The organism is Mucilaginibacter galii (genome assembly GCF_014635825.1).
Classification (GTDB): Bacteria; Bacteroidota; Bacteroidia; order Sphingobacteriales; family Sphingobacteriaceae; genus Mucilaginibacter; species Mucilaginibacter galii.
Genome location: NZ_BMDO01000015.1, coordinates 51368 through 77652 on the forward strand (window position 1 = coordinate 51368; position 26285 = coordinate 77652).

Annotated in this window: 21 protein-coding genes; 8 read left to right on the plus strand and 13 right to left on the minus strand. The window is 44.6% G+C overall.

Annotated elements, in window-relative coordinates:
- Positions 1-210: 210 nt before the first annotated feature.
- On the plus strand, positions 211-1710 hold the full coding sequence (locus IEV61_RS19555) for a malate:quinone oxidoreductase (protein WP_188418755.1): 1500 nt from the start codon (positions 211-213) through the stop codon (positions 1708-1710).
- A gap of 128 nt (positions 1711-1838) precedes the next feature.
- On the opposite strand, the gene IEV61_RS19560 is transcribed toward IEV61_RS19555, so the two are convergent.
- From IEV61_RS19560 to IEV61_RS19575, 4 genes are all read right to left on the minus strand, one after another.
- Positions 1839-2945: a spore photoproduct lyase family protein gene (locus tag IEV61_RS19560; protein ID WP_229747219.1), complete on the minus strand. Its 1107-nt coding sequence runs from the start codon at positions 2943-2945 to the stop codon at positions 1839-1841.
- A gap of 202 nt (positions 2946-3147) precedes the next feature.
- A complete protein-coding gene (locus IEV61_RS19565; protein WP_188418756.1) occupies positions 3148-4173 on the minus strand; it encodes a cytochrome d ubiquinol oxidase subunit II in 1026 nt (341 codons plus the stop codon).
- A gap of 2 nt (positions 4174-4175) precedes the next feature.
- Positions 4176-5513 carry a cytochrome ubiquinol oxidase subunit I gene (locus IEV61_RS19570; protein WP_188418757.1) on the minus strand — a complete coding sequence of 446 codons (1338 nt, stop codon included), beginning with the start codon at positions 5511-5513 and terminating at the stop codon, positions 4176-4178.
- 279 nt (positions 5514-5792) lie between these two features.
- Positions 5793-6452, minus strand: coding sequence for a phosphatase PAP2 family protein (locus IEV61_RS19575; protein WP_188418758.1), 660 nt, complete (start codon positions 6450-6452; stop codon positions 5793-5795).
- A gap of 75 nt (positions 6453-6527) precedes the next feature.
- On the opposite strand from IEV61_RS19575, the gene IEV61_RS19580 reads away from it, so the two are divergent.
- A complete protein-coding gene (locus IEV61_RS19580) occupies positions 6528-8228 on the plus strand; it encodes an amino acid permease (RefSeq protein ID WP_188418759.1) in 1701 nt (566 codons plus the stop codon).
- Between the two features lie 194 nt (positions 8229-8422).
- Here IEV61_RS19580 and IEV61_RS19585 read toward each other — a convergent pair whose 3' ends face one another.
- A complete protein-coding gene (locus IEV61_RS19585; RefSeq protein WP_188418760.1) occupies positions 8423-10648 on the minus strand; it encodes a penicillin acylase family protein in 2226 nt (741 codons plus the stop codon).
- Between the two features lie 129 nt (positions 10649-10777).
- On the opposite strand from IEV61_RS19585, the gene IEV61_RS19590 reads away from it, so the two are divergent.
- Positions 10778-11299 (plus strand): hypothetical protein, encoded by a 522-nt coding sequence (locus IEV61_RS19590; RefSeq protein ID WP_188418761.1) that lies wholly within the window; start codon positions 10778-10780, stop codon positions 11297-11299.
- Here the strand turns inward: IEV61_RS19590 and IEV61_RS19595 are convergent.
- From IEV61_RS19595 to IEV61_RS19610, 4 genes are all read right to left on the minus strand, one after another.
- Positions 11296-12063 (minus strand): SDR family NAD(P)-dependent oxidoreductase, encoded by a 768-nt coding sequence (locus tag IEV61_RS19595; protein ID WP_229747220.1) that lies wholly within the window; start codon positions 12061-12063, stop codon positions 11296-11298. The two genes, IEV61_RS19590 and IEV61_RS19595, sit on opposite strands and share 4 nt — an antisense overlap.
- Positions 12064-12217: 154 nt before the next feature.
- Positions 12218-13198 (minus strand): MlaD family protein, encoded by a 981-nt coding sequence (locus IEV61_RS19600; RefSeq protein ID WP_188418762.1) that lies wholly within the window; start codon positions 13196-13198, stop codon positions 12218-12220.
- Between the two features lie 2 nt (positions 13199-13200).
- On the minus strand, positions 13201-13974 hold the full coding sequence (locus IEV61_RS19605) for an ABC transporter ATP-binding protein (RefSeq protein ID WP_188418763.1): 774 nt from the start codon (positions 13972-13974) through the stop codon (positions 13201-13203).
- Between the two features lie 12 nt (positions 13975-13986).
- Positions 13987-14796 carry an MlaE family ABC transporter permease gene (locus IEV61_RS19610; RefSeq protein ID WP_188418764.1) on the minus strand — a complete coding sequence of 270 codons (810 nt, stop codon included), beginning with the start codon at positions 14794-14796 and terminating at the stop codon, positions 13987-13989.
- A 115-nt stretch (positions 14797-14911) separates the two neighbouring features.
- On the opposite strand from IEV61_RS19610, the gene IEV61_RS19615 reads away from it, so the two are divergent.
- Positions 14912-16057, plus strand: a complete 1146-nt coding sequence (locus IEV61_RS19615; RefSeq protein WP_188418765.1) for a glycoside hydrolase family 26 protein — start codon at positions 14912-14914, stop codon at positions 16055-16057.
- Between the two features lie 109 nt (positions 16058-16166).
- Complete coding sequence (locus IEV61_RS19620) at positions 16167-17333, plus strand: aldose epimerase family protein (protein ID WP_188418766.1); 1167 nt, start codon at positions 16167-16169, stop codon at positions 17331-17333.
- Positions 17334-17396: 63 nt separating this feature from the next.
- Here the strand turns inward: IEV61_RS19620 and IEV61_RS19625 are convergent, their stop codons facing one another.
- The gene (locus IEV61_RS19625; RefSeq protein ID WP_188418767.1) at positions 17397-17906 is read right to left on the minus strand and encodes a P-loop nucleotide/nucleoside kinase family protein; all 510 of its coding nucleotides are present in this window, start codon (positions 17904-17906) and stop codon (positions 17397-17399) included.
- Between the two features lie 122 nt (positions 17907-18028).
- Between IEV61_RS19625 and IEV61_RS19630 the strand changes: the two genes are divergently transcribed.
- Positions 18029-18304: a hypothetical protein gene (locus IEV61_RS19630; protein ID WP_188418768.1), complete on the plus strand. Its 276-nt coding sequence runs from the start codon at positions 18029-18031 to the stop codon at positions 18302-18304.
- 57 nt (positions 18305-18361) lie between these two features.
- Positions 18362-19468 (plus strand): signal peptidase I, encoded by a 1107-nt coding sequence (gene lepB, locus IEV61_RS19635; protein ID WP_229747221.1) that lies wholly within the window; start codon positions 18362-18364, stop codon positions 19466-19468.
- Between the two features lie 117 nt (positions 19469-19585).
- On the opposite strand, the gene IEV61_RS19640 is transcribed toward lepB, so the two are convergent.
- The 3 genes from IEV61_RS19640 to IEV61_RS19650 all read right to left on the minus strand — a co-directional run bounded on the left by IEV61_RS19640 (position 19586) and on the right by IEV61_RS19650 (position 24125).
- A complete protein-coding gene (locus tag IEV61_RS19640; protein ID WP_188418770.1) occupies positions 19586-20737 on the minus strand; it encodes an MFS transporter in 1152 nt (383 codons plus the stop codon).
- A gap of 105 nt (positions 20738-20842) precedes the next feature.
- On the minus strand, positions 20843-22783 hold the full coding sequence (locus tag IEV61_RS19645) for a 7TM diverse intracellular signaling domain-containing protein (protein WP_229747222.1): 1941 nt from the start codon (positions 22781-22783) through the stop codon (positions 20843-20845).
- 163 nt (positions 22784-22946) lie between these two features.
- Positions 22947-24125: a chondroitinase-B domain-containing protein gene (locus IEV61_RS19650; RefSeq protein ID WP_188418771.1), complete on the minus strand. Its 1179-nt coding sequence runs from the start codon at positions 24123-24125 to the stop codon at positions 22947-22949.
- 397 nt (positions 24126-24522) lie between these two features.
- On the opposite strand from IEV61_RS19650, the gene IEV61_RS19655 reads away from it, so the two are divergent.
- Positions 24523-26265: a cellulase family glycosylhydrolase gene (locus tag IEV61_RS19655; protein WP_229747223.1), complete on the plus strand. Its 1743-nt coding sequence runs from the start codon at positions 24523-24525 to the stop codon at positions 26263-26265.
- Positions 26266-26285: the final 20 nt, after the last annotated feature.

A 26285-nucleotide genomic window follows, 5' to 3' on the forward strand; every position in this document is an offset into this window, starting at 1 on the left:
AATTATCATAGGTATGCTCAAACAATTGTAAGCCTGTATCTCTTATTTAATCCAACATAAAAACACAGGAGCAATTGCATATCGCTTACGTCTATACCAGATGCATTCGATTTAAATAAATTGTAATTTTTTCGTTTTATGTCGTAATATCGCCCGTTTTAATTAGCTACCTTGTAAATTGCGCATACATTTGTACCGTTCAAATCTAAAATGACTAACACCGAATATATACAGAACGCTGAACCCGATGTTGTACTGGTTGGCGCCGGCATCATGAGTGCTACGCTTGGCGTAATGCTTAAAGAATTGCAGCCCAATCTCACCATTGAAATATTTGAACGACTGGATGTTATGGCTGCCGAAAGCTCGGATGCCATGAACAACGCCGGTACCGGTCACTCGGCTTTTTGTGAGTTAAACTACACCCCACAGTTGCAGGATGGCACCGTTGATATTTCAAAGGCTATAAAAATTGCCGAACAATTTGAGGTATCTAAAGAGTTTTGGTCGTTTTTGATCGATAAGCAAATTATTCGGTCGCCTAAATCTTTCATTACCCCTGTACCGCACATGAGTTTTGTTTGGGGCGAAGAAAATGTATCCTACCTTCAAAAGCGTTACGAAGCGCTGGTTAAAAATCACTTTTTTACCGGCATGGAGTACTCTGAAGATAAAGTTAAGCTTCAGGATTGGATGCCGCTGGTAATGGAAGGGCGCAAGCCCAACGAAAAGGTATCGGCTAACCGCATGGATTTGGGCACCGATGTGAATTTTGGCACGCTCACCAACAGTTTGTTCGATTACTTAAAGAAACAACCCGGCGTTAACCTGCACCTTAAACACGAGGTGCGCGATTTAACCCGCAATAAAGACCAACGCTGGAACGTACGCGTGAAAGATTTGGCCACAGGCGAAAAACGCAAATTGAAAGCAAAATTCGTATTTATAGGTGCCGGTGGCGGTGCTATTCACTTGCTACAGAAATCGGGCATTCCTGAAAGCCGTGGCTTTGGTGGTTTCCCGGTAAGCGGTCAATGGCTCGTTTGCAATAACCCGCAGGTAATTGAACGCCACCAGGCTAAAGTGTATGGTAAGGCATCGGTAGGTTCACCCCCAATGTCGGTACCTCACCTGGATACCCGGATGATCAATGGTAAAAAATCGTTGCTTTTTGGTCCGTACGCAGGTTTCTCCACCCGTTTCTTAAAAAACGGTTCTCTTTGGGATCTGTTCGGCTCCATTAAGCCCGGCAATATTTTCCCGATGATGAAAGCCGGTATTGATAACATCCCTTTGACCAAATACTTAATTGCCCAGGTAACACAATCGGAAGATGACCGACTGGCTGCCTTGCGCGATTACTTCCCTAACGCTAAAAAAGAAGATTGGGAACTGGATGTTGCCGGCCAACGTGTACAGGTCATAAAAAAAGACCCTAAACGTGGTGGCGTGCTTGAGTTTGGTACCGAAGTGGTAACGGCTGCCGATGGCAGTATTTCTGCCCTGCTTGGCGCTTCACCAGGGGCGTCAACCTCTGTGCCTATTATGGTACAACTCATTGAGCGCTGCTTTAAAGCCCAGGTAACCACGCCGGAGTGGCAAGAGAAACTCAAAAGCATGATTCCGTCGTACGGACAATCATTGTCAAAAAATGCACAATTGGCCAACGAAACACGAGAGCGTACCAGCAAGGCGTTACAGTTAGTTTAGTTAGGGAAAAGTACTATATTTAAGCCTGACCTTTAGCGTATAAAGCTAAATTTCAGGCTTTTTTGTTGATTATAACGTTATCGGAATCGTACCTCGCAATAATGACGGAACTTATAACATCTTAAATGCTACGTCCAGTACAAAATCTTAGCCTGCGGAAAACGTGTTCCTATTTGCTCAAAGAAGAAACTTTTCAAATAGCCCATTTGCTCTTTGGTGTACACGTATTTGATGCCGCCAAACTTATTGCGTTTGGTGCTGCGGGTAGTTTCTTCCATATCGAGGCTGGTGTTAGGGTACCAGCTCATCAAAATATCTTTAGAGCCGGGTGTAAAACGGTGACTGATCAGTTCAAAAGTCAAATCGCAATCAAAGTTGAGGTTTTGCTGTAGCTGGTTAAACAAGTCGTTGTAAGCGTCCTCCCAATTGGGTATCGGCATAATGGGTGCCAGTACCACGCCAATAGGGTAACCGCCTCCACCTTGTTCTTTAGGCAAAGCCATTTTACGCAAGGCCTGTATTCGGGCAGCAATGCTGGGTGTACCACCTTCTAAGCGGCGGGCAACTGTATCGGCATTTAAACTGCAACGGAAACGGGTGCGGCCATTGTGGTCTAAGGTTAACAACGGCTCAATGGCATCAAACTTGGTGACAAAGCGCAGGTGGCTCATGGGGCGCTGGCCAAAGAATTTAACGGTTTCGGCCAATCCGCCGGTAAGGTGTTCCAGGCTCAGCGGGTTGGTATAGCAGCTGGCCTCGAAGCTGGTGATCTGGCTTAAACGTTCAAACTTAACAGTGTTTTCTAAAATGGCAGGCAAATTGGCAAACACCCGTATGGCTGGTGGCCCCTGTAAGCTCCCGGCTAAATAGCAATACTGGCAATGCGCGGGGCAACCTTCGGCCAAATGAAACTGCCAATCGGCCGATGGCGGTATGGGTCTTAGGTTAAACGCACCTTTGGGTGCATTAACAATGGCCAAGGTATTCTTGGCTATCTTATAAGTTTCGCGGTCAGTAGCACCACGAAGACCGATAATACGGTTGCTTTTGAGTAGTTCTATGTTTAAGTTCAGGGCTTGGGCGCGTTCAAAGATCTGCCGCCCGTAGGGCTCCTCCATAGCATCGGGTGTAAACACTACCCGTTTAGGCATCCAGGCTTTATAGTCTGCACGGCTGTTGGTTTGCAACACTTTAGCCTCTTCATCAATCTGTTCCAGCACCGTCAGTAATTCCATGAAACAGGTATTGCAAATAGTATTCCATTTTGGAAGGGTGAAGGAAGAAAGGTGAAAGGAAAAAGCAGGAAAGCTCCGGTGCGATAGAAAGGTTGACGATGGAGAGGTTAAGGAAAAGATAAAATTCAGCGTGAGAAAAAAAGTTAAAGGCTACATTCATCTTTAACCCTGTATCTTCCCCCGCACCAGAACTTTCCTGCTATTACCTTCCTTCCCCCTTTTCAACAAACCTGTCTTTTTGAAAACTATAGTACAGGTAGAACAACGCAGGTATAATGAACAAACTACCTATTAATAATGCCCAGGCCAAGGCGTTCATGGTGGCGTTGGGTGCCTGGTGCTTAAAGAGCGATAAGTGTTCGCCATTTTGCATGATCAAAAAATCGGGAAAGTGTACCCAGCTGATAGCCAGCAAAATCATACTGGCCTGAAAGCCTGCCAGCATACGCGGCACAATGGTTTTACGCTTGCTGATGAGGAACCACATGAGGACGAGCGACAAAGAAGCGGCAATTACAGATGTTAATCCGACCGTATTGCCCAGTATCCATTTAAATAGTGGGATGCCTTCTGCATGCGCTGCTGTAAAAACCAGTGCACCGCAAACCACGGCAATGGCATTCCATATTTTGGCTTTGCGAATAAAGCTCCGCTGATCTTCGTCTATATTGGTTTCGCCAATAAGATACACCGATGCCAGGAAACCGCATAAAGCCACCGTAAATAAGCCAATAGCTACCGAAAACCAGTTCAGCCAGTCGAACACATAAGCCGATAGGAAAGTATGAGCATCGGGGTTAATACGGCCAGATACCGCACTCCCGGCAATAATCCCTAAAAATAGCGGCGTTATAAAGCTGGAGTATAAAAAAATACGGTTATAAACCCGCTGCATATCATCAACCACAGCATCATAATTACGAAAAACGAAAGCCGTTCCGCGGGCAGTTATACCCAGCAGCATAACCACCAGTGGAATGTGCAGGTAAGTACTCATGGTACTGTAAATAACCGGGAAGCCCACAAATAAAATAACCACGGCAATAATTAACCACATGTGGTTAGCTTCCCAAATAGGACCAATAGCTTGGTAGGCCGCCTTGCGGGTACGACTGCGCGTGGTTGAGGTGCTAAATAATTCAATAATGCCTGCGCCAAAATCGGCCCCGCCTAAAACCAGGTAAAGGAGTATAGCCAGCCACAAAAAAGCAATGATGACGTATTCCATAGTTAGTTGTGGCTTAACGTTAATTGTTCAGGTTTTTTATCGTACAGTTGAGGCACCATACGTATTTGCCGGTATAGTAAAAAAATGACCACTACACTTAACGAGATATAAATAGCCGTAAATAAGTAAAATGAATAGGCAATGCCGGGCATTGGCGTAACTGCATCTTTGGTGCGCATCACCCCCTGAATTATCCATGGCTGCCGGCCAACTTCGGTTACTACCCAGCCGGCCTCCAGGGCTATAAAGCCTGCCGGAATGGCGGCAATAAACAGCTTCATGAGCCAGTTGCTTTCCAGCCAGTGCTTCTTAAACCAAACGGCTACCAAATACAGTACCCCTATCAGCATCATAAACATGCCCAAGCCTACCATAATTTGAAAAGCATAATGTGTAACGGCTACCGGTGGCTGATCTTTCTCCGGGATTTGATCCAGGCCCATTACTTGTTCATGAAAATTATCGTATACCAAAAAACTCAGTAAACCGGGAATTTCCAACCCGTAGTTTACTTTCTTCAGCTTTTCATCAGGTATACCTCCTATTACCAGTGGCGAATAGGGTTGCGTATGAAAGTAAGCTTCCATGGCGGCCAGTTTAGCCGGTTGACGTTTGGCTACACTTTTGGCGGCAATATCGCCGGCTAAGGGTTGTAGCAAGGCAGCTACCGCTGCAAAACCGGCAGCTATTTTGAACGCTTGCGTATGAAAGTGAATATTACGCTTACGAACGATCATGAGCGCGTGTACACCAGCTACGGCAAAACCGGTGGAGGCAAAGGCAGCCAGTGTCATGTGCAAAGCCTCGGGGAACCAGGCATTGTTGAACATGGCCTTCATGGGATGGATGTTGGTATATTGCCCGTTCACATAATCGAAACCTGCCGGGCTGTTCATCCACGAGTTAGCTGCTACTACCAAAATGCCCGAAGCCAGTCCGCTAATGCCCACCACTACGCCGGTAAACCAATGAAAGTAAGGATTAAATTTATCCCAGCCATATAAAAAGAACCCTAAGGCAATAGCTTCGATGAAAAATGCGGTGCCTTCCAGCGAGAATGGCATCCCGAAAATAGGCCCTGCATGTTCCATAAACTTAGGCCAAAGTAATCCCAATTCGAAGGATAATATAGTACCCGACACCGCGCCCGTGGCAAAAAATATAGCTACACCCTTACTCCAGGCCTTGGCTACATTTTTGTACGCAGCATCGCCGGTTTTAAGCCAGCGGTAGTGTGCCACCGCCATAAAAAACGGCATTACCATGCCAATACAGGCGTAAATAATATGAAACCCCAGCGATAGGGCCATTTGCGATCGGGCTGCTAAAAAATCATCCATACGAGGTGCGATTTGTGTAACAGCTAATTTACAGTCAATCAAATACCTTATGCAGACTTTTTGCTAATTATATTGAATATATATTATTAATAGTTAGGGTGATGGAAGAGTTTGGCACATGCCTTATACAAAAAAACATGATTTATAGGAGTGATAGCGACGTGGCAACCGAACACTTGCTTTAGCACGTATAGTTGCGGTTCTATTGCCCGCAATACCATATTTATAAGATGCCATCTCTTCAAAAAGCCAAGCATCAACTGGGAGGATCGCGAAAGCTTACCGCCGTTTCAACAAGCCCATGCTCATGCGCTGCGAATGCATAAAGGCGCGTCCGTCCATCCAGGTAATCCACATAATGGTGCTCATGGTACCCAGGATAGAGCCTGCGGTAACATCCTCAAAAAAGTGCTGGCTCAAATACATACGCGAAAAGGCGACCGACATGGCCAAGAGCAAAAATATGAAACCCAGCCGCTTGTTTACCGCCAGGTAGGAGAGTACCACCGCTGCCGAAAACGCAGTAACCGTATGCCCCGATGGAAAGCTGTTGTTGTGTAGCAGGGCAATTCCTTTAACAAAATGTATGCTGGTTAAATCTTTTTCAAAATAAACCACCGGCCGTGGGGCGCGGTAAATGTGCTTTACTATTTGCACTAAAATACCGCTTACCGCAAAGCTGGTAGCAATTAATATGGTTTTTCGGTAGCTAAAGCAAAGCATAATGAGGGTTACGGCGGCTACCATGTAGCCCTCGCCCAAATCGGTAACGTAAGGGAAGAGGAAATCGCCAAAATCGGAATGCTTGGCATTAACTGCAAAATAAATGGCTTCGCGTGTGTAGCTTATTTTTAAGATGAGGCAGGTGATAAGTATGATTAAATATGGGACAAAAAACAGGCGTACGTGATGCAAAACATCTAAGAGTCGGGTATTCATGTTACAAATTAAGCAGAATATATCTAATCACGTAAAAAATGGTTATGTTTGGATTGCTAACGTTTAATTTACTCCATGTCGAAAAGTATATTTCGCCGAAAATCTCTTGACAAAATATTAGCCGACGTACAAAGCGGTTTTAGTGACAGCGAACACTCGGGCAGTCACCTCAAAAAAGAACTCAAAGTAAAAGACCTCACCCTTATGGGTATTGCCGCCGTAATAGGAGCAGGCATATTTTCTACCATTGGTACGGCATCGTTTAACGGCGGACCGGGCGTAACCATATTATTCGTGATTACGGCTATCACCTGCGGTTTTTCGGCCTTGTGTTATGCCGAATTTGCCTCACGAATCCCGGTAGCGGGCAGCGCTTACACTTATGCCTATGCCTCTTTTGGTGAGTTGATTGCCTGGATCATAGGCTGGGATTTGCTGATGGAATATGCCATTGGTAACATAGCCGTAGCCATATCATGGAGCGAGTATTTCATTAACCTGCTCGAGGGTTTTCACATTCACATGCCGCGGTATTTAACTATGGATTACTTTTCGGCCTTTAAAGGGCACGAAGCCATTCAGCAGCTAACCGCATCAGGCCATATGGCCGACATTACCGAGCGCATGAAAGCCGAAGCACTGGCCTGGAGCTCTGCACCCGGTATTGGCGGTGTAAAGCTCATAGCTAACCTGCCCGCACTTATTATTGTAGCTTTAATTACTTACCTGGTATACATTGGTATACGCGAAACCAAAAAGGTAACCAACGCTATGGTAATGCTCAAAGTTGGTGTTGTTATAGCGGTAATTGCTTTAGGTTTTTTCTACGTAACACCCGCCAACTGGCACCCTTTTATGCCTAACGGCTTTAGCGGGGTGATGAAGGGCGTATCGGGCGTGTTTTTTGCCTATATAGGTTTCGATGCCATTAGCACCACGGCCGAAGAATGTGAGAACCCGCAGCGCGATTTGCCTAAAGGGATGATCTATTCACTGATTATTTGTACTGTACTTTATATCCTCATTGCCTTAGTACTAACAGGTATGGTAAGTTATAAAGACTTGCAGGTAGGCGACCCACTGGCCTTTGTATTTGCCAAGGTGGGTTTAACTAAAATTAGCTATGTGATCTCCATAAGTGCGGTAATTGCCACGGCCAGCGTATTGCTCATTTTCCAGATGGGGCAGCCCCGTATATGGATGAGCATGAGCCGCGATGGTTTGTTGCCAAAGGCGTTTTCTCGCATTCACCCTAAATATCAAACGCCTTCGTTCGCTACTATCGTCACCGGCTTTGTGGTGGCTATACCAGCCTTGTTCATGAATCTTACCGAGGTAACTGATTTGACCAGTATTGGTACGCTGTTTGCCTTTGTATTGGTTTGCGGTGGCGTGCTACTGCTACCTAAAACCGAAGCGGTTAAAGGCAAGTTCCATATTCCTTACATCAATGCAAAGTATGTTGTCCCTGTTATTTTTGTGGGCGGCATGGCCTTTTTCTGGAAACCGATGATTGCTATGTTCGCGGCCGAAAATAGCCACGAACAATTTCCTATCGCTCTTTTCATTATATTATCGGCAATTCTCACCGTACTTGCCGTAGTCAAAAATTTATCATTGATCCCGGTACTGGGCCTGCTCAGCTGCTTTTACTTAATGACCGAGTTGGGTTACACCAACTGGCTGCGTTTCTTAATATGGCTGGTGATAGGTTTAGTGATTTACTTTAGTTATGGCTATAAGCATAGCAGGCTGGGTAAAGAGGTTGCGTCATAACTGTAAACAATGCGTCATTGGTACGAAGCAATCCATACGTAGATATGCCAACGGTTACTATCGTGCAAAGATTGCTTCGCACCTCGCAATGACGGGTAAAAGTTACTACATTTAAGATAGTATTCTTTTAATTTAGTAACCGCTGAGCCTTTATTAATAAACATGAGGTTTTTTGTAAATACCTAAACTATAATCTACTTTTCATCGCCCGGATGATAGGTCATCTGCACATGCTTCAGCACATCTTCTTTATAAAATAATATGTCTTTAAACTTTCCGTCGAGATACATTTGCGCCTGGTCGGTAAAGTTTTTGGAGGATGGGTCGAATGATTGTCCGCCGGTGATGAGCGATTTGGCTCTTACCCTTGGGCCAAACTCTACCGCCGCCATAAAACTGTTGCCCGAGTAGCCGTAACGCTTCTTCGTGCTGTTCATGGGTCTGCTTACAAACGAAGGCAACTGCCCAAAAGTAGACGCTACCGAAGCGGCCGGCAGGCTTGGCTGGTTATCGTCATAGCTCACGCCATCAGCAGGGCGCTGGTACCGGTTTATATTGCCCCAGGCTGTGTTCCAGGTACCGTAGCGGGTATTCAGGTCTGCCAGAGATTGCTGTAACAAGGCTATTTGCTGCGCCGGGGTAATGGTTTGCATAAGCTTGGCCACTCTTTCGGTTTGATAGGTGCCTTCTTCTGTGGAAGCGGGGCGGGGTAGGGCACCAAACAGGCGTGTTCCATATTCAACAGCCAATGTGGTAGCTACCGAATTGATAGCTGAACGCCTGTCCCATTGTTTAAGTGTTTGTATTGGAGCGTTTAAAATGTTCTTAGTTAAAGAATCCGGAACTTGCTCGTAGGCCTTGAATAGCGGCGGCAGTATAACATCAAATGCAGTCAAATAGCGGTCATAGCCTTTTGCGATCATCCCTTCAAGCGTTAATTTTTCCGGGTTATCCAATAGTTTTATGGCATTTATACCCCGGTAATTCTGACCATCAGGAGCCATGTAAGCCGGATACTTTTTAGGGTCGGGGTTGCTTATGCCAGCTGAGGCAAACGGTGTGGCGTTGCAATTTTGGATAAAGCCGCTGGCAGGATTATGCACTTGGACTATCTCATTTAGAGGATGTAGCCCCTGCCATTCTGTGGCTGGAGTTGTGCCATTTACAGGTTGTGTCCAGTCCAGCTTAGCGTTGCGTTTGGGCATAAAGTTGCCATACCAAAAGGCAGTATTGCCCTTATCATCGGCATATACGGTGTTATTGGTGGCATTTTGCAGCATGTCCATGGCTTTGGTATACTGCCCGTAGGTGTTGGCTTTAGTAATTAACCATGACTCCACAAGTGCATTGTACGAGCGATTGTTGGCCTTCAAAGCCAGCCATTTACCACCGCGACTACCCAGCACAGGCCCGTGGTGCGTGTAATAGCCGTTAATGGTTACCTGTTCTATCTTATCACCCTTTTTGCAGTTAAGTACCAATTTGCGTTCGGTTAAGGGTTTTAACTGCCCGTTATATTCATAGTACCATTTGCGGTCTTTCCGTATTACTTTCTCGGCATAGGCATCGGCTACATCGGCATTGCTGCTGGTGTGCATCCATCCGCAGTGGGCGTTAAAGCCTTGGTAAATAAAAAATTGCCCCCAGGTAACTGCACCGTACGCGTTCAAGCCTTCCTCGCTCACCAGTTGAACCTCCGACCGGAAATAAAACGGTACATGCGGATTAATATATAGCATGGCATGCCCCGTAGCCGACTTTTTAGGCGAGATAGCAAAGCCGTTTGAGCCAATTTCTTTGTCGAAAACGCGTTCGTGTAAGTTGTTCAATTCTCCTTCAGGATTTATAGGCGTGGGTTGAAAGCCATATTTGGCATCAAACGCTTCTGAATAAAAGCTACGGGTTTCGTTCAGGGTAATGCCGCCGGTAATGGTGGCTGCAACGCTGCCATCGGTAAACATGAGTGCATACCAGGGCTCAAAGTGCGTAAGCACCTGTGGTTTGGTTTGCGGGTGCATGTACAAATAGTAGTTTACACCATCAGCAAAAGAATCCATGAGCTTTTTAAACCACAGCGGGCTTTGCTTATATTCTTTAATGGCTTCGGCGCTGTCGGCAATCAACTGGAGTTGCACATCGGTATACAAGTTACTTTCGCCGTCTACCTCGGCCTGCTTGCCCAATTGGTATAAGTAGTTGCGTTCAATGCCTTTAAAGTTTTCTTCACATTGAGTGTACATTAAGCCAAAAACTACGTTGGCGTCGGTTTTACCATAAATATGGGGTACGCCCCAGTTATCGCGTATAACCGTGACCTGTTTAGCCTGCGTTTTATAGCGGGCAATTTCGGCAGAAGTAAACTTTTGGGCAAAGCAAATTGCCGGAAGACAGCAGAGCAGTAAAAGCAACTGTTTTTTCATACGAGTATATAAGCGATTGAAAATAGCGATTTTTCGCAAGAGCCTGGGTATGTAACAGGAAAGTTTAAGTAACTGAAACTTTTTACGCTTACTAAGCTTAGTTAATTATATCATTTAACAATCAATCGTATGAAATATGCATTTGTTTTTGGTACCAGCATTTATATAAGTCCAGAGCGTACGGTAAGCTACGCCGACGCAGAAACTAAAATACCATTTCTCAAAATCCTATCTTTCTATGCGTCTCATAACAATGCTGCAAACAGCATTTTGAGTATAGATGCAGATGTTGCGGCGTCGAACGATGAGAGAATAGTGGTCACTTCTAATGAGCCAAGTGCAGGGAGTGCGATCAAAGTTGTGGCCGATGATAAACGGGTGCAAATTTTCAGGACCGGTCAAGAGCACCCGGTTTTAGACGTTTTACAGTTAGATGAGCACGAATTTAGTGCGCTTTCCAGCCATATATTTAATGAAATTGAAGCGCAACAAGTGAGTGTGGTATTCAAGATCAAAGGTGACTTTAGCGTAGGCGGACACCGGATTGTTATTGACGGCGAAAGCCTGTATGTTAACGGCGATTCGTTTGCTAACGGGGTAGTTAACGCTCACGATGGCGTAAACCTGGTACCCGATAACACGATTTATTAAGTTCTAAGGTAAGAGGCACCGTTCAGGTCTATAATTCCGGCGGTGGTAAATTCCATCCCCGGCGAGGCATACATGGCAGCCAGCCTGGCTACTTCTTCGGCAGTGGCTACACGGTTGTACGGGCTTTGTTTTTTAATGGCTTCGCCTGCCTCGCTGCTTAGCAGTTCGGAAGTCATATCGGTTTCTACGAAGCCGGGAGCTATTACGTGTACGCTAACCTCGTGTGGCGCTAAGGTAACCGCTAAAGACTGGCTCATGGCATTTAAACCCGCCTTACTGGCTGCATAGGCCGGATGATCGGGCTCGCCTCTGAAAGCGCCCCTCGAAGAGATATTGATGATTTTACCTTCGCCGTTATGGATCATGTGGCGTGATGCAAAAAAGCATAAGTTGGCAACACCGTTCAGGTTGGTGGCTATGGTATCTTCCCAGCTTTGCAGCCAGTCTTCGTAAGTAACTTCGTTTATTTTATGTTCAATGTATACACCGGCGTTATTTACCAGTACATCAATTTGGGGGTAGTGCTGTAATACTTTGTTAAAAAAACGTTCAACGTTTTTTGGCTGACTTTGATTTAACTGGTAAAGGCCATGATTGCCGCTATGACCTAACTCGGTCAACGTGCGTTCGGCAGTGTCTTGGTCGGTGTTGTAAGTAATAATTACGTTAGCGTTCAGTGAGGCAAATAACAAAGCGCAGGCTTTTCCTATGCCGCGCGAGCCGCCTGTAATTAATACAGTTTTGCCGGTGAAATCAATGGTCATGACAGAGGTAGATTTTTTCTTTAATTTAAAGTATAAGTTTCGTTATACGTAAATTAAAATTTTAAGTTACCTCACAACTACAAAACTGAACTTTTTTAAGTTCTATGTTTGAAATTATCGTTAAGTGGAAAGAATTTTATTGAATAGTTTTAAATTATTGTTGAGCTTTCTTTTTTGCTTTTTCGCGGTCTTTGAAGAAGCCACGCAATAAGAAGTTATGCTGTACCGCTTCCAGGTCATCGTTTAACTTCACAGAACTTTCGTGCAATTGGTTCAATGTGTTTTTCATTTGAGCAGCGGTTGGCTGGTCGTTGAGTAACACACCAATAGCATTATCTGTCGTGTTCAGCTTATTACTGGCACGGTTCAGATTATCGGTGAGGGTGCTGGCTTTGGCAGTAGCTTCCTGCAATTGATTGGCCGATTGCTGAAGCTTGGTAAATAAGGCAGTATCGGTCAGCATCTTATCGGCAAGTCCTCCCTTGGTATTCATTTTGTAACCAAAACGGCTCAGTTCATCGGCCATTACGGCAGTACGGCTGGTGGTGCTTTGTAAATTGGCAACTACCGATCTGAAACGCATAGCCAAAGCAGTATCGGCAAGCAGGGTTCCGGCTAAACCTTTACCTTCTACCATATTCTTGCTCAATGCTTTAAAATCGCTGGTGATGGCTAACAAATTTTCGTTATTCTTTTGAAAAGTTTTCATAATGTCGTCTGTAGACAACATGCCTTTTGAATTTAAAACATCGCCATTTTGCACTAAACGTGCCGAAGGTGTGCCACCATCAATAGTGATAATTTTATTCCCTATAAAGCCTTCAGAACTTATAGCAGCCACGGCATCGGCGTGAATGAACTTTTGAATGGCTTGGTCTACATTAAATTCAACATCTACCTGGTTAATGCCGGTAAAAGTGATCTTCTTAATGGTACCCACCTTAACGCCCGAAAACCAAACGTTGTTACCTTTAATTAAACCCGATACGTTATCAAAACGGGCTTGCAGGTGCAAACCATTGCTAAAGCTTTTTTGCTGGTTACCCAGGGTAAATATGCCCACAATGAATATAACCAACCCAATGGCTATAAACAGACCTACCCAAAAAGCATATTTATTTTCTTTAGAACTCATGATTAGTTGATAAAGTTATAATCGTAAAATTGTTTTACCCGTTCATCGTTACTTGCAAAAACTTCGTCAAAAGTACCCTGACGCTGAAACTGCCCGTCTAAAAGCATGGCCACGCGGTCGCCGGTAGCTTTGGCACAGGTTAAATCGTGCGTAATAATGATGGATGAAGTATTGAAGCGCTCCTGAACGCGGTTAATTAAATTGTTGATCTCCATAGAGGTAATAGGGTCCAAACCTGCCGTAGGCTCATCGTACAGCATAATTTCGGGCCTTAATATTAAAGTTCGGGCAATGCCTATACGCTTGCGCTGCCCGCCCGATAGTTCAGACGGCATTTGATTGATGGTTTGCTTCAGGCCAACGGCTTCCAGCACACGCTCTACCATTTCGTCAATTTCCTTACGGCGCAGGTTCTTTTGATTACGTACTAAAGGGAATTCCAGATTTTTACGTACGGTCATACTATCGTATAATGCACTGTTCTGGAACGAGAAGCCTATTCGGCGGCGTAATTCCATTAAGTCGCGGGGAGTAATGCTGGTTACATCTGTACCTAAAACATCCACTTGCCCTTCGTCGGCCTTTAATAAGCCTGATATAATTTTGATGAGCACCGATTTACCTGTACCCGAACGGCCAAGCACCACCAGGTTCTCTTTTTTATAAAGATCGAGGTCAATACCGCGGAGCACGTGATAATCGCCAAAAGATTTTTTCAACCCTTTAATGCTAATTACCTTGTCGTTATAATCTATAGCTGATTTGTGGTCTTCCATATCCATGATGTATTAACGGAACCAGCCGGTCATTTGCACTATAATTACTTCCTCAATAAATACCAGGAACATGGCGGTTACCACAGCCGAGTTAGCCGCTTTACCCACGCCCGCTGTTCCGCTCGATGAGTTCCAACCTTTGTAACTGCCTACAATGCCGATGGTAAAGCCGAACACGATAGACTTGATGATGGATGCTTCAAAATCAATAAAGCTCAGCGGCTGAAAAAACTGCTGTATATAAGTACTAAAACTGGTGCCCTCGTTAACGGCCACGTTTAAGTAACCGCCAAGCATGGCAATTAAACCGTTATAAATAGCCAGTATGGGCAAACTTATGGTGGTGGCCAGCGTACGCACACAAACCAGGTATTTAAAAGGGTGGGTGCCCGATACCTCCATGGCATCAATTTGTTCAGTTACCCGCATAGAGCCAATTTCGGCACCAATACTTGAACCTACGCGGCCGGCACTGATCAGCGCTGTAACTAACGGAGCCAGTGCACGCATAATGGCAATAGACACCAGCGAGGGAATCCAGGAGGTAGCGCCAAATTGCACTAAAGAGGGGCGCGATTGCTTAGTGAAGATCAAACCTACAATAAAACCAGTTACGGTAATAAGCAGGAGCGAGCGTACACCCACTTCCCAGGTTTGCTTAATAAGTTCCCTTAACTCGTACGGGGGTGCAAACGCTTCTTTAAAAAAGCGGCCAATGAAGCTAAAGACATCAAAAACATCAATAAAGAAGTCTCTAATACGACTTAATAATGTTGGGCCAGATTTAGCTTCGGGCTCCGATGTACTGTTTTGCGTATCCATTTATGAGCCGGTAAAATTACAGCATATTTTGAACTAACCGCTACTATCATCAAAACTTATGCCCAAACTTTGTAAACGCTTTGTAAAAACTATTTAGTTAAGCATATTTGATGCAATGTTAACGTTTCCGCGCTATACCTTTTTAATGCTGCTGTTGCTGGTTCCTTGCCTGCTAAAGGCGCAATACACGGCACCTTCAGATAGTTTGGCCACTACAGAAACGCGCTGGTTGTTAGGCAGTATGCAGCGCCTGCAAGGGGCGGGTGTGCTGTTTGGTCATCATGACGATACAGCTTATGGTGTGAACTGGAAGTTTAAAGACAGTTCGGACATCAAAAGTGTGACCGGCAGTTACCCGGCGGTATACGGTTGGGACTTGTCGGGCATTGAACTCGACAGCACTTTTGACATTAACCGCATCCCTTTTACCACACAGGCACGGCTGGTACGCGAGGCTTACGAACGCGGTGGCATCAATACCTTTTGCTGGCACATGAACAACCCGGTTAACGGCAAAACTTCGTGGGATACCGCTGCCGTTGTATCGTACCAGATCCTTCCCGGTGGTGAGTATCATCAAAAGTACCTAACCTGGTTAGACCGGGCCGCACGCTACTTAAGTACATTAAAAGGCAGTGGGGGAGAGCCCATTCCAATATTATTCAGGCCATTTCATGAGCCTAACGGCGATTGGTTTTGGTGGGGCTATGGCAACAGTAATTCGAAAGATTTTATTGAGTTATGGCACTTTACCATCAATTATTTACGCAATACTAAAAAGCTGCACAATTTGCTGGTGGTATATTCTGCTGCCGAATACGACGCTGATACGGATTTGTTAGAACGTTACCCCGGCGATGATTATGCCGATTTTATTGGTTTTGACGCTTATTGCTTCAATGATGTGCAGGTTTATAAAAAGACCATGAACCGCCAGTTGCAAATATTGCAGCAAGTGGCCAAAGAGCACCATAAACTGGCTTGTATAGGCGAAACCGGCTACCAGGGCATCCCTAATGCCAATTGGTGGACAGACGTACTGGCGCCTTTATTATCACAGTTTAACACGCTGTCCTACCTGCTTATATGGCGTAATCATGGGCCTGAACATTATTATGCACCCTATACCGGGCAGGTAAGTGCTCATAATTTTAAACAGTTTTATACAGAGGGGAGTGCTATGTTTCAGCAAAAATTAACCCCGTTAGCGGTATACGGTCCGAGCCATTCGTTGCGCTACAACCGCGATAGTAAGCCCTAATAAGTGTTAATTAAACAATTATTGACAATGCTGATTTTTTTACACATTTTAGAGCCCAATTATATGCTTGTTTAACCAACAATAGAACCCATTAACCTGTTATAAACTTATGAAAAGTAAAACCTTTTATGCAGCAATGCTGGCAGCCGGCTTATTGTCGTTCTCTGCCTGCGATCAATCCACCAAACAACAATCTACTAAAATGACAGATAGTACCACGGTAGGGCAACTACCGGTAGCCTCGGGCTTCGAAAAAACTATTGACGGTAAAGCCACCAAACTTTACGTGCTTAAAAACAGCAAAGGCACACAGGCCGCTATTACTAATTACGGCGGTAGGATGGTAAGTATGCTGGTACCCGATAAAAAAGGCACCATGGTAGATGTGGTTGCTGGCCCGGGCAGCGTAAGCGACTACGAAGATGCTAAAGGCAATTACTATGGCGCCTTAATTGGCCGCTACGGTAACCGCATAGGCAAAGCTAAATTTACTTTAGAAGGTAAAGAGTACAAGCTGCCTGCCAACGATCATGACAATACGCTGCACGGCGGTAAAGAAGGTTTTGATGTTAAAGTTTGGGATGCCAAACAAATAGATGATCATACTTTGGAGTTGTCTTACGTTTCTGCCGATGGCGAGCAAGGCTTCCCTGGTACATTGAAAACTACGGTTACTTATAAACTGACCGACGATAATGCCATTGAGATAGCTTATAACGCCACTACTGATAAGGCTACCGTGGTAAACTTAACTAACCACGCTTACTTTAACCTTAATGGTTGCGGTGCAGGTTCTATTTTAAAACACACGCTACAAATAGATGCCAATGGTTTTACACCGGTAGATAAAACGCTTATCCCGACCGGTAAAATTGCGACTGTACAAGGCACACCGTTCGATTTCCGTAAGGCTACTACCATTGGCTCACGCATTAACGAAGGTGATGAGCAGTTAAAAAGCGGACAGGGTTACGACCACAACTTTGTGCTGAACAAACACACCCTGCAAACACCGATAGCCACCGTACAAGGCGATGTGAGCGGTATTGTAATGGAGATTTTTACCGAGGAGCCGGGCATCCAGTTTTACAGCGGTAACTTCATGAAAGGCGCGTTCAAATTTAAAGGCGATAAAAAAGACGATAACCGTACTGCCTTTGCGTTAGAGACCCAGCATTACCCTGATTCACCTAATAAGCCCGAGTTTCCTTCTACAGAATTAAAGCCGGGCCAAACGTATAAAACCACAACTATTTACAAGTTTTCGGCTAAGTAAGCTGTTTTAACATTCTTTGTAAAACGGGCTGGTCATAATATAACCAGCCCGTTTTTTATGATGTCAATTCACAAAAAGGAGGATCTTAGGAAGATTTTTAGCAGGTGGATCGATCGTATCTACTAAAAGTTCCCCATCATCCGGCTTGATGTGCATCAACTGGTAACGGTCCCTGAATGCTTCAAAGTTGGTAATAAGTTGATTAGGTGCCGGATTTTTGGCACGCTCATTAAATCTTTCTGCCCAAATGTTTTCATCACTGCAGGTTACAAGTATCGTTTTAAGTTGTACACAATGAATTTTGCACCACTCTCTTAACACTTTAATATCTTCATCATATTGAAAAGGGCAATCTATGATGAGAGTGGATGCATTGTGTATATTACTACGAAGAATACTGTAGATAATATTGAATGTTATTTTGTTTCGCAACTCATGGCTTACGGATAATTGAATAACCTGATCATAAATATCATCTTTCCTGATAATAGGCACGTTAATCTCAGCTGAGAGCAGGTTTGACAGGGTTGTTTTACCGGTTGCCGGTCTGCCTCTGAATAGTATTAATTGCATATCTTATATATAGCATACTTGTAAAGCTTGTTGTGATTTGAATAAACCTACAGTTTTTCATTCTTAAATAAAACCTTTATGACCAAAATAGCCTTTAATTTAAAACAAACAGCTAAATTACTATGAATGCCTATCAGCAAAAATGGATCGACGTTTTAACTAATGCAAATATCAAAGACTGGAAAATTACACCGCTTGAGGACGATATACTGATTGATCTGCCTTCGGGAAGCAACGTAAGTACCATTATGGAAAACCTGCCCGATGTAATTGCCACCTTAACGTTAGACATTACGGAGTCGCCCGAAAGGTTGAAATTTATCTTGCGGCATGCAGGCGAGCATCATGAATATATTGTGAACCCAACAGATCGTGATCTTAATACTGCTAAAAAGTAACCTACGGGTTGTAACAAATACATCGGCGCGGCGTCATAGGTATATATACCTATGAACATGAAGTGGAACTTTAAACGCAGCCCCAAAGAAACCGATAAAGCTAAGAAATCAGCAGCCCGCGAATGGCTTAATGCTATCGTGTTTGCGGTAGTGGTTTCTACCATTGTAAGAGGATTATTGTTTTCGGCGTATGCGATACCTTCAGGCTCTATGGAGGGTACCTTGCTTACAGGCGATTACTTGTTTGTAAGCAAGATCAGTTACGGTCCGCGGATGCCTTTCACGCCGGTGGCCGTTCCGTTTTTAGAATCTACCATAACGTCGGATAGTATTAAAACTTATTGGGATGGCATTAAGCTTCCTTATTATCGCTTACCGGGCGTTTCCGAAGTGAAAAAAGGCGACATCGTAGTATTTAACAAACCCGAAGAAGCCGACCCAGCTTATAACCGGCCGGTTGACGTACGCACCAATTTAATTAAACGCTGCCAGGCCACCCCCGGCGATAGGCTTGAAATTAAAAATGCCCAGGTTTATATTAATGGAAAACCGGCGCCTAATGCCGAAAAGCAGCAAACCTCCTACACTGTAACTACCGATGGCAGCACCATTAACCCACGTGTTTTTACCGATTTGCATATTGAACCGTTACAGCAAACCGATGTGGCTACCTGGGTTATGATCATCCCGCAGGCATCATTAGCTACACTTAAAGGTTACTCTAACATCAAAAGCATAGTTCCTGTTATTGAAGCAGCAGGACAGTACGACCCTGCTGTGTTTCCGCATGACGAACGCTTTAAATGGAACGCCGATAATTTTGGTCCGCTGGTAATGCCTAAACGCGGAATAACCATAGCACTTAACGATTCAACCATGACCTTGTATCGCCGCGCCATTGAGTTGTACGAGAACAATAAGGTAGAGCAAAAGGGCGGTAAGGTTTTCATCAATGGAAAAGAAAGCAATGCTTACACTTTTAAAATGAATTACTACTGGATGATGGGCGATAACCGCCATAATTCACTTGATGCACGCTTTTGGGGCTACGTACCCGAAGACCACATCATCGGTAAAGCTATGATCACCTTTTTTAGCACCGATTCCGAAGGCAACCTACTGCATAAGATCAGATGGAACCGAATATTAAGGTCAATTAACTAAAATCTTACTCATCTTAAACTATGTCATTGCGAGCGATAGCGTGGCAATCGCACGCGTTTAATAAGCGGCGTTAGGTTGTTACGTCGCTTTGAACGATCAAAAAAATGTTAATGCTTCTTATAACTTAACCTTACTGGAAATCCCCGTAACACATAAACCCATTACCGCAATCAGCATAAAGCTTATACGCAAGCTAAATGCCCCGGCAATAAAGCCGATAACCGGTGGCCCAACCAAAAAGCCCACAAAGCCAATGGTAGACACCGCTGCCAGCGCCATACCCGGCGACATGGTTTTAGACTTGCCGGCAACACTGTAAACCATAGGTACTACCGACGATACACCAAAGCCAACCAGCAAGAAGCCCAGCATGGCGGTATACAAATGTGGAAATATCACGGCTACCAGTAAACCCGATGCAGTTAATAAGCCGCTCAATTGCAGGGTTTGTTTAAGGCCAAAACGGGCGGCAAACCAGTCGGCGGCAAAGCGGCCCAGGGCCATGGTACACATAAAGCAGGTGTAACCGGCACCCATCCAGGCACCGCTCGCGTTAATGATCTTTTTAAAATAGATTACGCTCCAATCAAACATGGCGCCCTCGCAAATGAGGGAGCAGAAAGCAATGATACCTAATTTGATGAGCGGTCTGTCGGGTAGCACAAAGGCCGGGCCGGTTTCGGTTTTGGCACTATCGTCAAGCAAATAGCGTTGAAAAACGAATAGGAATATAATTACCACTAAAGCAATTACCGCAAAGTGCTGCACTGGTACCACGCCCTGGCCTATCATTATGGTGCCAATGCCCGCCCCGGCAAAACCGGCCAAACTCCATAGCCCATGGAAAGAACCCATAATAGGCTTTCCATAAAGCTTTTCGGCAGCAACGGCTTGTGTGTTTACAGCAATGTTTACGCTGTTACTGGCAAAGCCATACAGCACCATGCAGGCAACCAACAACGGTACGTTGGGCGATGCCCCCAGGCCAATCAAAGCCAACGCATACATCACCAAACCCGCTAAAACCAGCTTACGGCTGCCAATATGCGAAACCAGCCAGCCCGCTACCGGCAGCGACAAAATTAACCCCACCGGTATAGAGAACAAGATGGCGCCTAAACTTGCATCGCTCAAATTAAGGGTTTGCTGTATGGTGGCAATGCGCGACGCCCAGCTGGCAAAAATTAAGCCCGGTAAAAAGAATACCGCACCCACGGCAATGCGCAAATAATGTTTGGGAAATGGAAAATGTATAGCCTGATCACTCATACCTGCAACGCTTTTGGTAAGCGCTGCAAAAGTAAGGCATAACGGTCCCTCAACTCAATTAAAAGTTAATATTTGCGTTTAATTGACATGAGCACTAAGCTTCTGCTATATAACCAGTGTGCTCCATCCTTGTGGAATGTCTTTTTTGCGCGACCGTTTTTGCTCCTGCATAGCCTTCTTTATGCGCGTGGCATAAGCCCAGCAGGTACTTTGCCTGATGCCCAGCTTATCTGACAGTTGGTGCGACGAGATAGTGCCCTTGCTGCTATAGATCAAATAAACCAGGTAAAACGCCTTGTTAATGGGAATACGATTATTCTCAAATATGGTATTGTGCAAGGCCGATTCTTCGTAACTGCACTTGGTGCAACGGCGGCTGTACGGTACACGACCAGCACAGTAGGAGGTATGGCTGCAACGCGTACACTGGTAACAGTTCTTCCATTTGAGTTCGGAAAGAAATTTGTAACAGCTTTCCTGGTCGGGGTACTTGGCGCTGAACTCTTCAAAGTTTAGTTCGGCCGAGAGCACGCGGGCATCGGTTACCTTATCAATATTGGTTTTGAGCTGTATGTTATCTTTCTCCAGCAATACATTCATGCGGGTAATTTCCGAAGCTTGCTCTTCCAATAAATGGTTGATGCTAATGAGCTGCTCGCTTTGCTCCTCAATAGTCTTGGACTGCTCAAGTATTTCCTGCGATTTTTCTACCACTTCCTTCGTACGCACCTGTACCTGGTGCTCCAGTTCGCGGTTTATAGAATCTTTAAGCTCGCTGTTAATCTGCATTTGCTTAATGGTTTCCTCCTGAGCTTCGTCTTTTTCTTTACGTAGAATGCGCACCTGGTCGCCAATGGCAAATGAAAGCAGTACCATTTCTATCACAAAACAAAAGCCCACACTATAATAGCTCACAAAGGCCGGCAACATACGGCCGTAGCCCAGGGCAGTTAAGGCCTTGATCATGAAGCCCGTAAATAAAATAGCATAAGCCAGTACAAAAAACCTTGCAGGCTTAAAGCCACCCCTGTAAATGTGTAGCCCCGCCGCAAACGCAATAGATAATGGAATGATCTCTACAAACTTGTAGGCAAACAGGCTTTTATCAAATAACAGGCAGTATAAGAAGTATAGCGTTCTTAGTAGAACGGTGTAATTTATAAGCTTATAAAAGCGCCCGGCCCGTTTTTTTGCCTGTAACAATTCTTCGGTAAATATGAGGGCAAATACGCTGAGCAGGTACAGGGCCGTACCATAAGCATAATCGTTAAGTATGGGTGTTTTAGGCCAGAGGTACTGAAAGGCAATGCCGTCTACACTCATTTCGTATATGGCCACACTCAAAATATAGAACACATAGTAGAGATATTGCCGCTTTTTAACCGCCATGAACATGAGCAGGTTATGGAAGCAAAAAATGAGAATCATGCCATAGAACAAGCCAAAGGTGAGGTACTCGTTCAGTGCATAATGAATAAAGTAATCGAGCGTACGGTATACTATAATTACGTTAACCAGATTGTGCGATTTTAGCTTGAAGTAATAGGTATACTCGCCTTCACTGGGGTTCTTGATCAGGAATTCGAAATTTTTGTGCTGGTACAAGCGCGAATTGAAATCAATTTTAGCTCCTGATTTACTGGCTGTATATAAGCCCTGCTCATCGGGAATGTAGGCGGTAACCTCATCGGTGGTTTGGTCGAAGAACTCAAAAAGTGCAGCTTTATCTACGGTAGATTTATGGAGCCTAACCCTAATGCGGTACCAGTAGGTAGAAGTACGATTTTGGTTATTGGGAAAAAATAAATTATTGGCCTTAAATTGCCGGTTGTTTAGCGGTAGCCTAACGTCGGCAAACGTAAGCCGGTTGCTGGTATCTTCCAGGCATTCAATCTCGTTCAGGGTAAACTTATACTGTTTAAGACTGCTATCAATCACTATAGCTTTTTGGGCAAATAGCGGCAAGGCAAAAAGCAGGCTCAGTAAAGTAGCCAACAGCCATTTTTTAGAATAAGAGAAATGCATAGCAGGTAGCATTCTATCCATATATATAAAGCAATAAATAGCAGTTACCGGGGTATACCGTCGCCATTCATTTTAAAACGAAGTGGCCGCATGCAGTTAACTGGTGGTTTTTTTAATTGTATTCAAATATATTAAATACTGCAATAAGGAGCCGTTTAAAGCCCGAAATTATGCTTTAACATAGTTATTGGTACACTATGCTATTGGTAACGCCGGTAAACTTGTTGTTATCAAACTTATTATTGGTTGGGGGCACATCCTGCATTACCCTCGATGGATAACGCGTGGTGTCAAATTTTCCGGTCCAATCCTGATTCTTATTATCGCCAACAAGTATGCCTGTGGTGGCATTGCTAATGGTGTTGTTTTGAATAAGGCAGCCGTTAGGTGCAATGTAAAAGCCTACTTCGTTTTTACCCTTCGCCATACCGTACATAAGGCGAATGGCAGTTTTAACATCGCTAATGGTATTGTTGGTTACGGTGTGGCCGGTGCCGTTAATGCGTATGCCGCTGTCGCCGCCTTTAATGGTATTGCTGTCTATCAGGCAATCATGGCCGCCGCGCATTACCAGTTCGCCATCGCAATTTTCAAATACGTTTTTGATGTATTTGTTATCGCTGCTCTTGTTGCTGATCACTTCGCCCTCGCCGTTGCAGCGGGTAAACTGGTTATTGCGCACAGTGGTTTTGGGGCTCCTGGTACCTAACAATACCGGGTCCTGGCCCACCTGCACACATTCGCCGCCGTTAAATACCTTCCAGCTAACCTTTTCTTTGTTTTGGAAGACGTTGTTGTTAATGAGCGTATAAAGCGGACAATCGGCCGTTTTGGTAATTTTAACCTGTATATCCAGTTCGTCAATATTACCGTTAAAGGTACAGTGGGCTATTTGGTTATGCTGCCCCGTGCCCGATACAATAACCAAACCCATAAACTGCACCGTTCCGCGGTTTTTTTCAAAATAGCAATTCGTGATCTTCGAGTATTGCGTATTATCGAGGTTTATAAGCAACCCGGTCTTGCCATCTTCTTTCAACAGCTTGCAACCGGTAAAATTAATACCGTTTATAACGGCATAGTTACCGGTGACTTTGATAAGCGTTTGTTTAACGTCGCCGGTGAAGATCACCTTGCCCACGGTTTCGGCAGTTAACGTTACGGGCTGTGTTTTGGTACCGCTGGCCGATAGCGTTACGGCCCATGGCGCGTACGTGCCGTTAGCAATCCTGATCACATCACCCGGACGTGCGTTATCATTTGCGGCTTTAAACTCCTGCTCATTATGTATTAAATAAGATTTCGCAAAACTAACTTGCGCAAACAAGAGGAGCATGAGCATGCCCGTTAATTTTCTTTTCATTATAAGTGGTGCCTGGTGTAATTGGTTAATGTAAATATAAGCTAACCATGAGGCTGTTAAGGCAAGAAAATCTTGAGTAAAATGTAAGCTTTTGATAATAAGCGCGAATAGTTTTTTAGTGTCAATATGACCGTTTTTCTTAAATATTTATGGTCTTGCGGTTAAAGCGTATCAAAGAAATTTGCAATGGAGGTTAATTAGTTGAAAATGCTGCGTATGCGTTCTATACGCACATTTTTGTTAATGTTCATAAAGCGTATATATATATTTAAGCGGTTCATATACTGTTTAAATGTGCATTTTTCTTATTTTATTGAACGCTAATTCAATATTTTTGGCAGCACACATCACCATTAAAATAACCTCAAAAATGCTTCCTCACTTCCCTGTTTTTCATATGAACAAGTCGGCACTTGGTCGTACGTTTGTGACTGCTTGTTTTAGCATCCTCACCATGGTGCTCCCGGCACAAAGCCAAACGTTCTTAAAGGCTAAAGGCAGGTTAATAACTGATGGCAAGGGCAACAAAGTAATTCTACGCGGTATGGGTTTAGGCGGCTGGATGCTGCAGGAAGGTTATATGTTTAAGTTGGGCAACACAGGTCAGCAATACCGCATCAAAGCCCGTATAGCCGATGTGGCAGGGGCAGAGTACGCCAATAGGTTCTACGATAAATGGCTCACTAATCATACCCGTAAAATTGATATCGATTCGATGGCTTCCTGGGGGTTTAACTCCATCAGGCTACCCATGCATTACGCCTTGTACACCCTGCCAGTTGAACAGGAGCCCGTAGCCGGACAAAATACCTGGCTGGAAAAAGGGTTTGCTATGACCGATAGTTTGCTGAAATGGTGTAAGGCTAACCATATGTACCTCATACTCGACCTGCACGCAGCCCCCGGCGGACAAGGTAACGACCTGGCCATATCTGACCGTGACGCATCAAAACCTTCGCTTTGGGATAGCCCTGCCAACCAGCAAAAGATGATAGCGTTGTGGAAAAAGTTGGCACAGCGTTACGCTAATGAGCCTTACATAGGCGGCTATGATATTATTAACGAACCTAACTGGGGCTTTGAAAAAGCTACCGATAGAAAGGGCACCGAAGAAACCAGGAACGCCCCGCTGCGCCAGTTGATGGTAGATATTACCAAGGCTATACGCGAGGTAGATAAAAACCACATTATCATTATTGAGGGCAATGGATTCGGTAATAATTACCGGGGAGTGTTCCCCCTGTGGGACAATAATATGGTGCTGAGCTTTCACAAGTATGGCAACTTCAACAACCTGGGTTCTATTCAAAACTTTCTGAACATGAGCCGCGATAATAATGTGCCGCTTTGGATGGGTGAATCTGGCGAGAACTCCAACACCTGGTTTACCGAAGCTATTAAGCTGGTGGAAGGGCAAAACATTGGCTGGAGCTGGTGGCAGGAAAAGAAGATCGGTATCAATAATCCGCTTGAAATTAAGCTTACACCATCGTACCAAAAATTAATTGATTACTGGTATGGCAAGGCTCCTAAACCAAGCCAGAGTGAGGCCATTGCCACGCTGGATGAGTTTTTAGAGAATATTAAACTGGAGAATAATATTTACCACCGCGATGTAACCGATGCTATGTTTAGGCAGGTAAAAACGGATGTAACCGTGCCATTCAAAAGCGTCACCGTAATCGGTAAAGCCACCATTAATGCGGTAGATTATGATTTGGGCAGCCAGCGCAAGGCTTATTACGATAAAGACACCTCAAGCTACCAATATACGCCCGGCGTAAAAACCCAGGGAAACCGTGGCCATGTATATCGTAACGACGGCGTAGATATTGAGGCAGACAATGACGGCTACCACATTTATAGTATGGAGGATGGCGAGTGGCTTAAATATACTTTCAACGTGAAGCAAGCGGGTGTTTATACCGTCAAACTAAAAGTAGCATCAGAAGTTGGAAAGGGTAAAGTTTCTTTGAACTTGGAGACTGTTCATTACCCAGGCAAAGCAATTACGACAAAAGATTGGAGCTATTTAGAGTTCAAAAACATAAAGCTTCGTAAAGGTTTGAACAAATTGCAAGTAAATGTAGACGAGGGCGGACTAAACTTTAAGGCCATTGAGTTTGTGAAGAACAAATAGCGCATCAGCAATTATAAAAG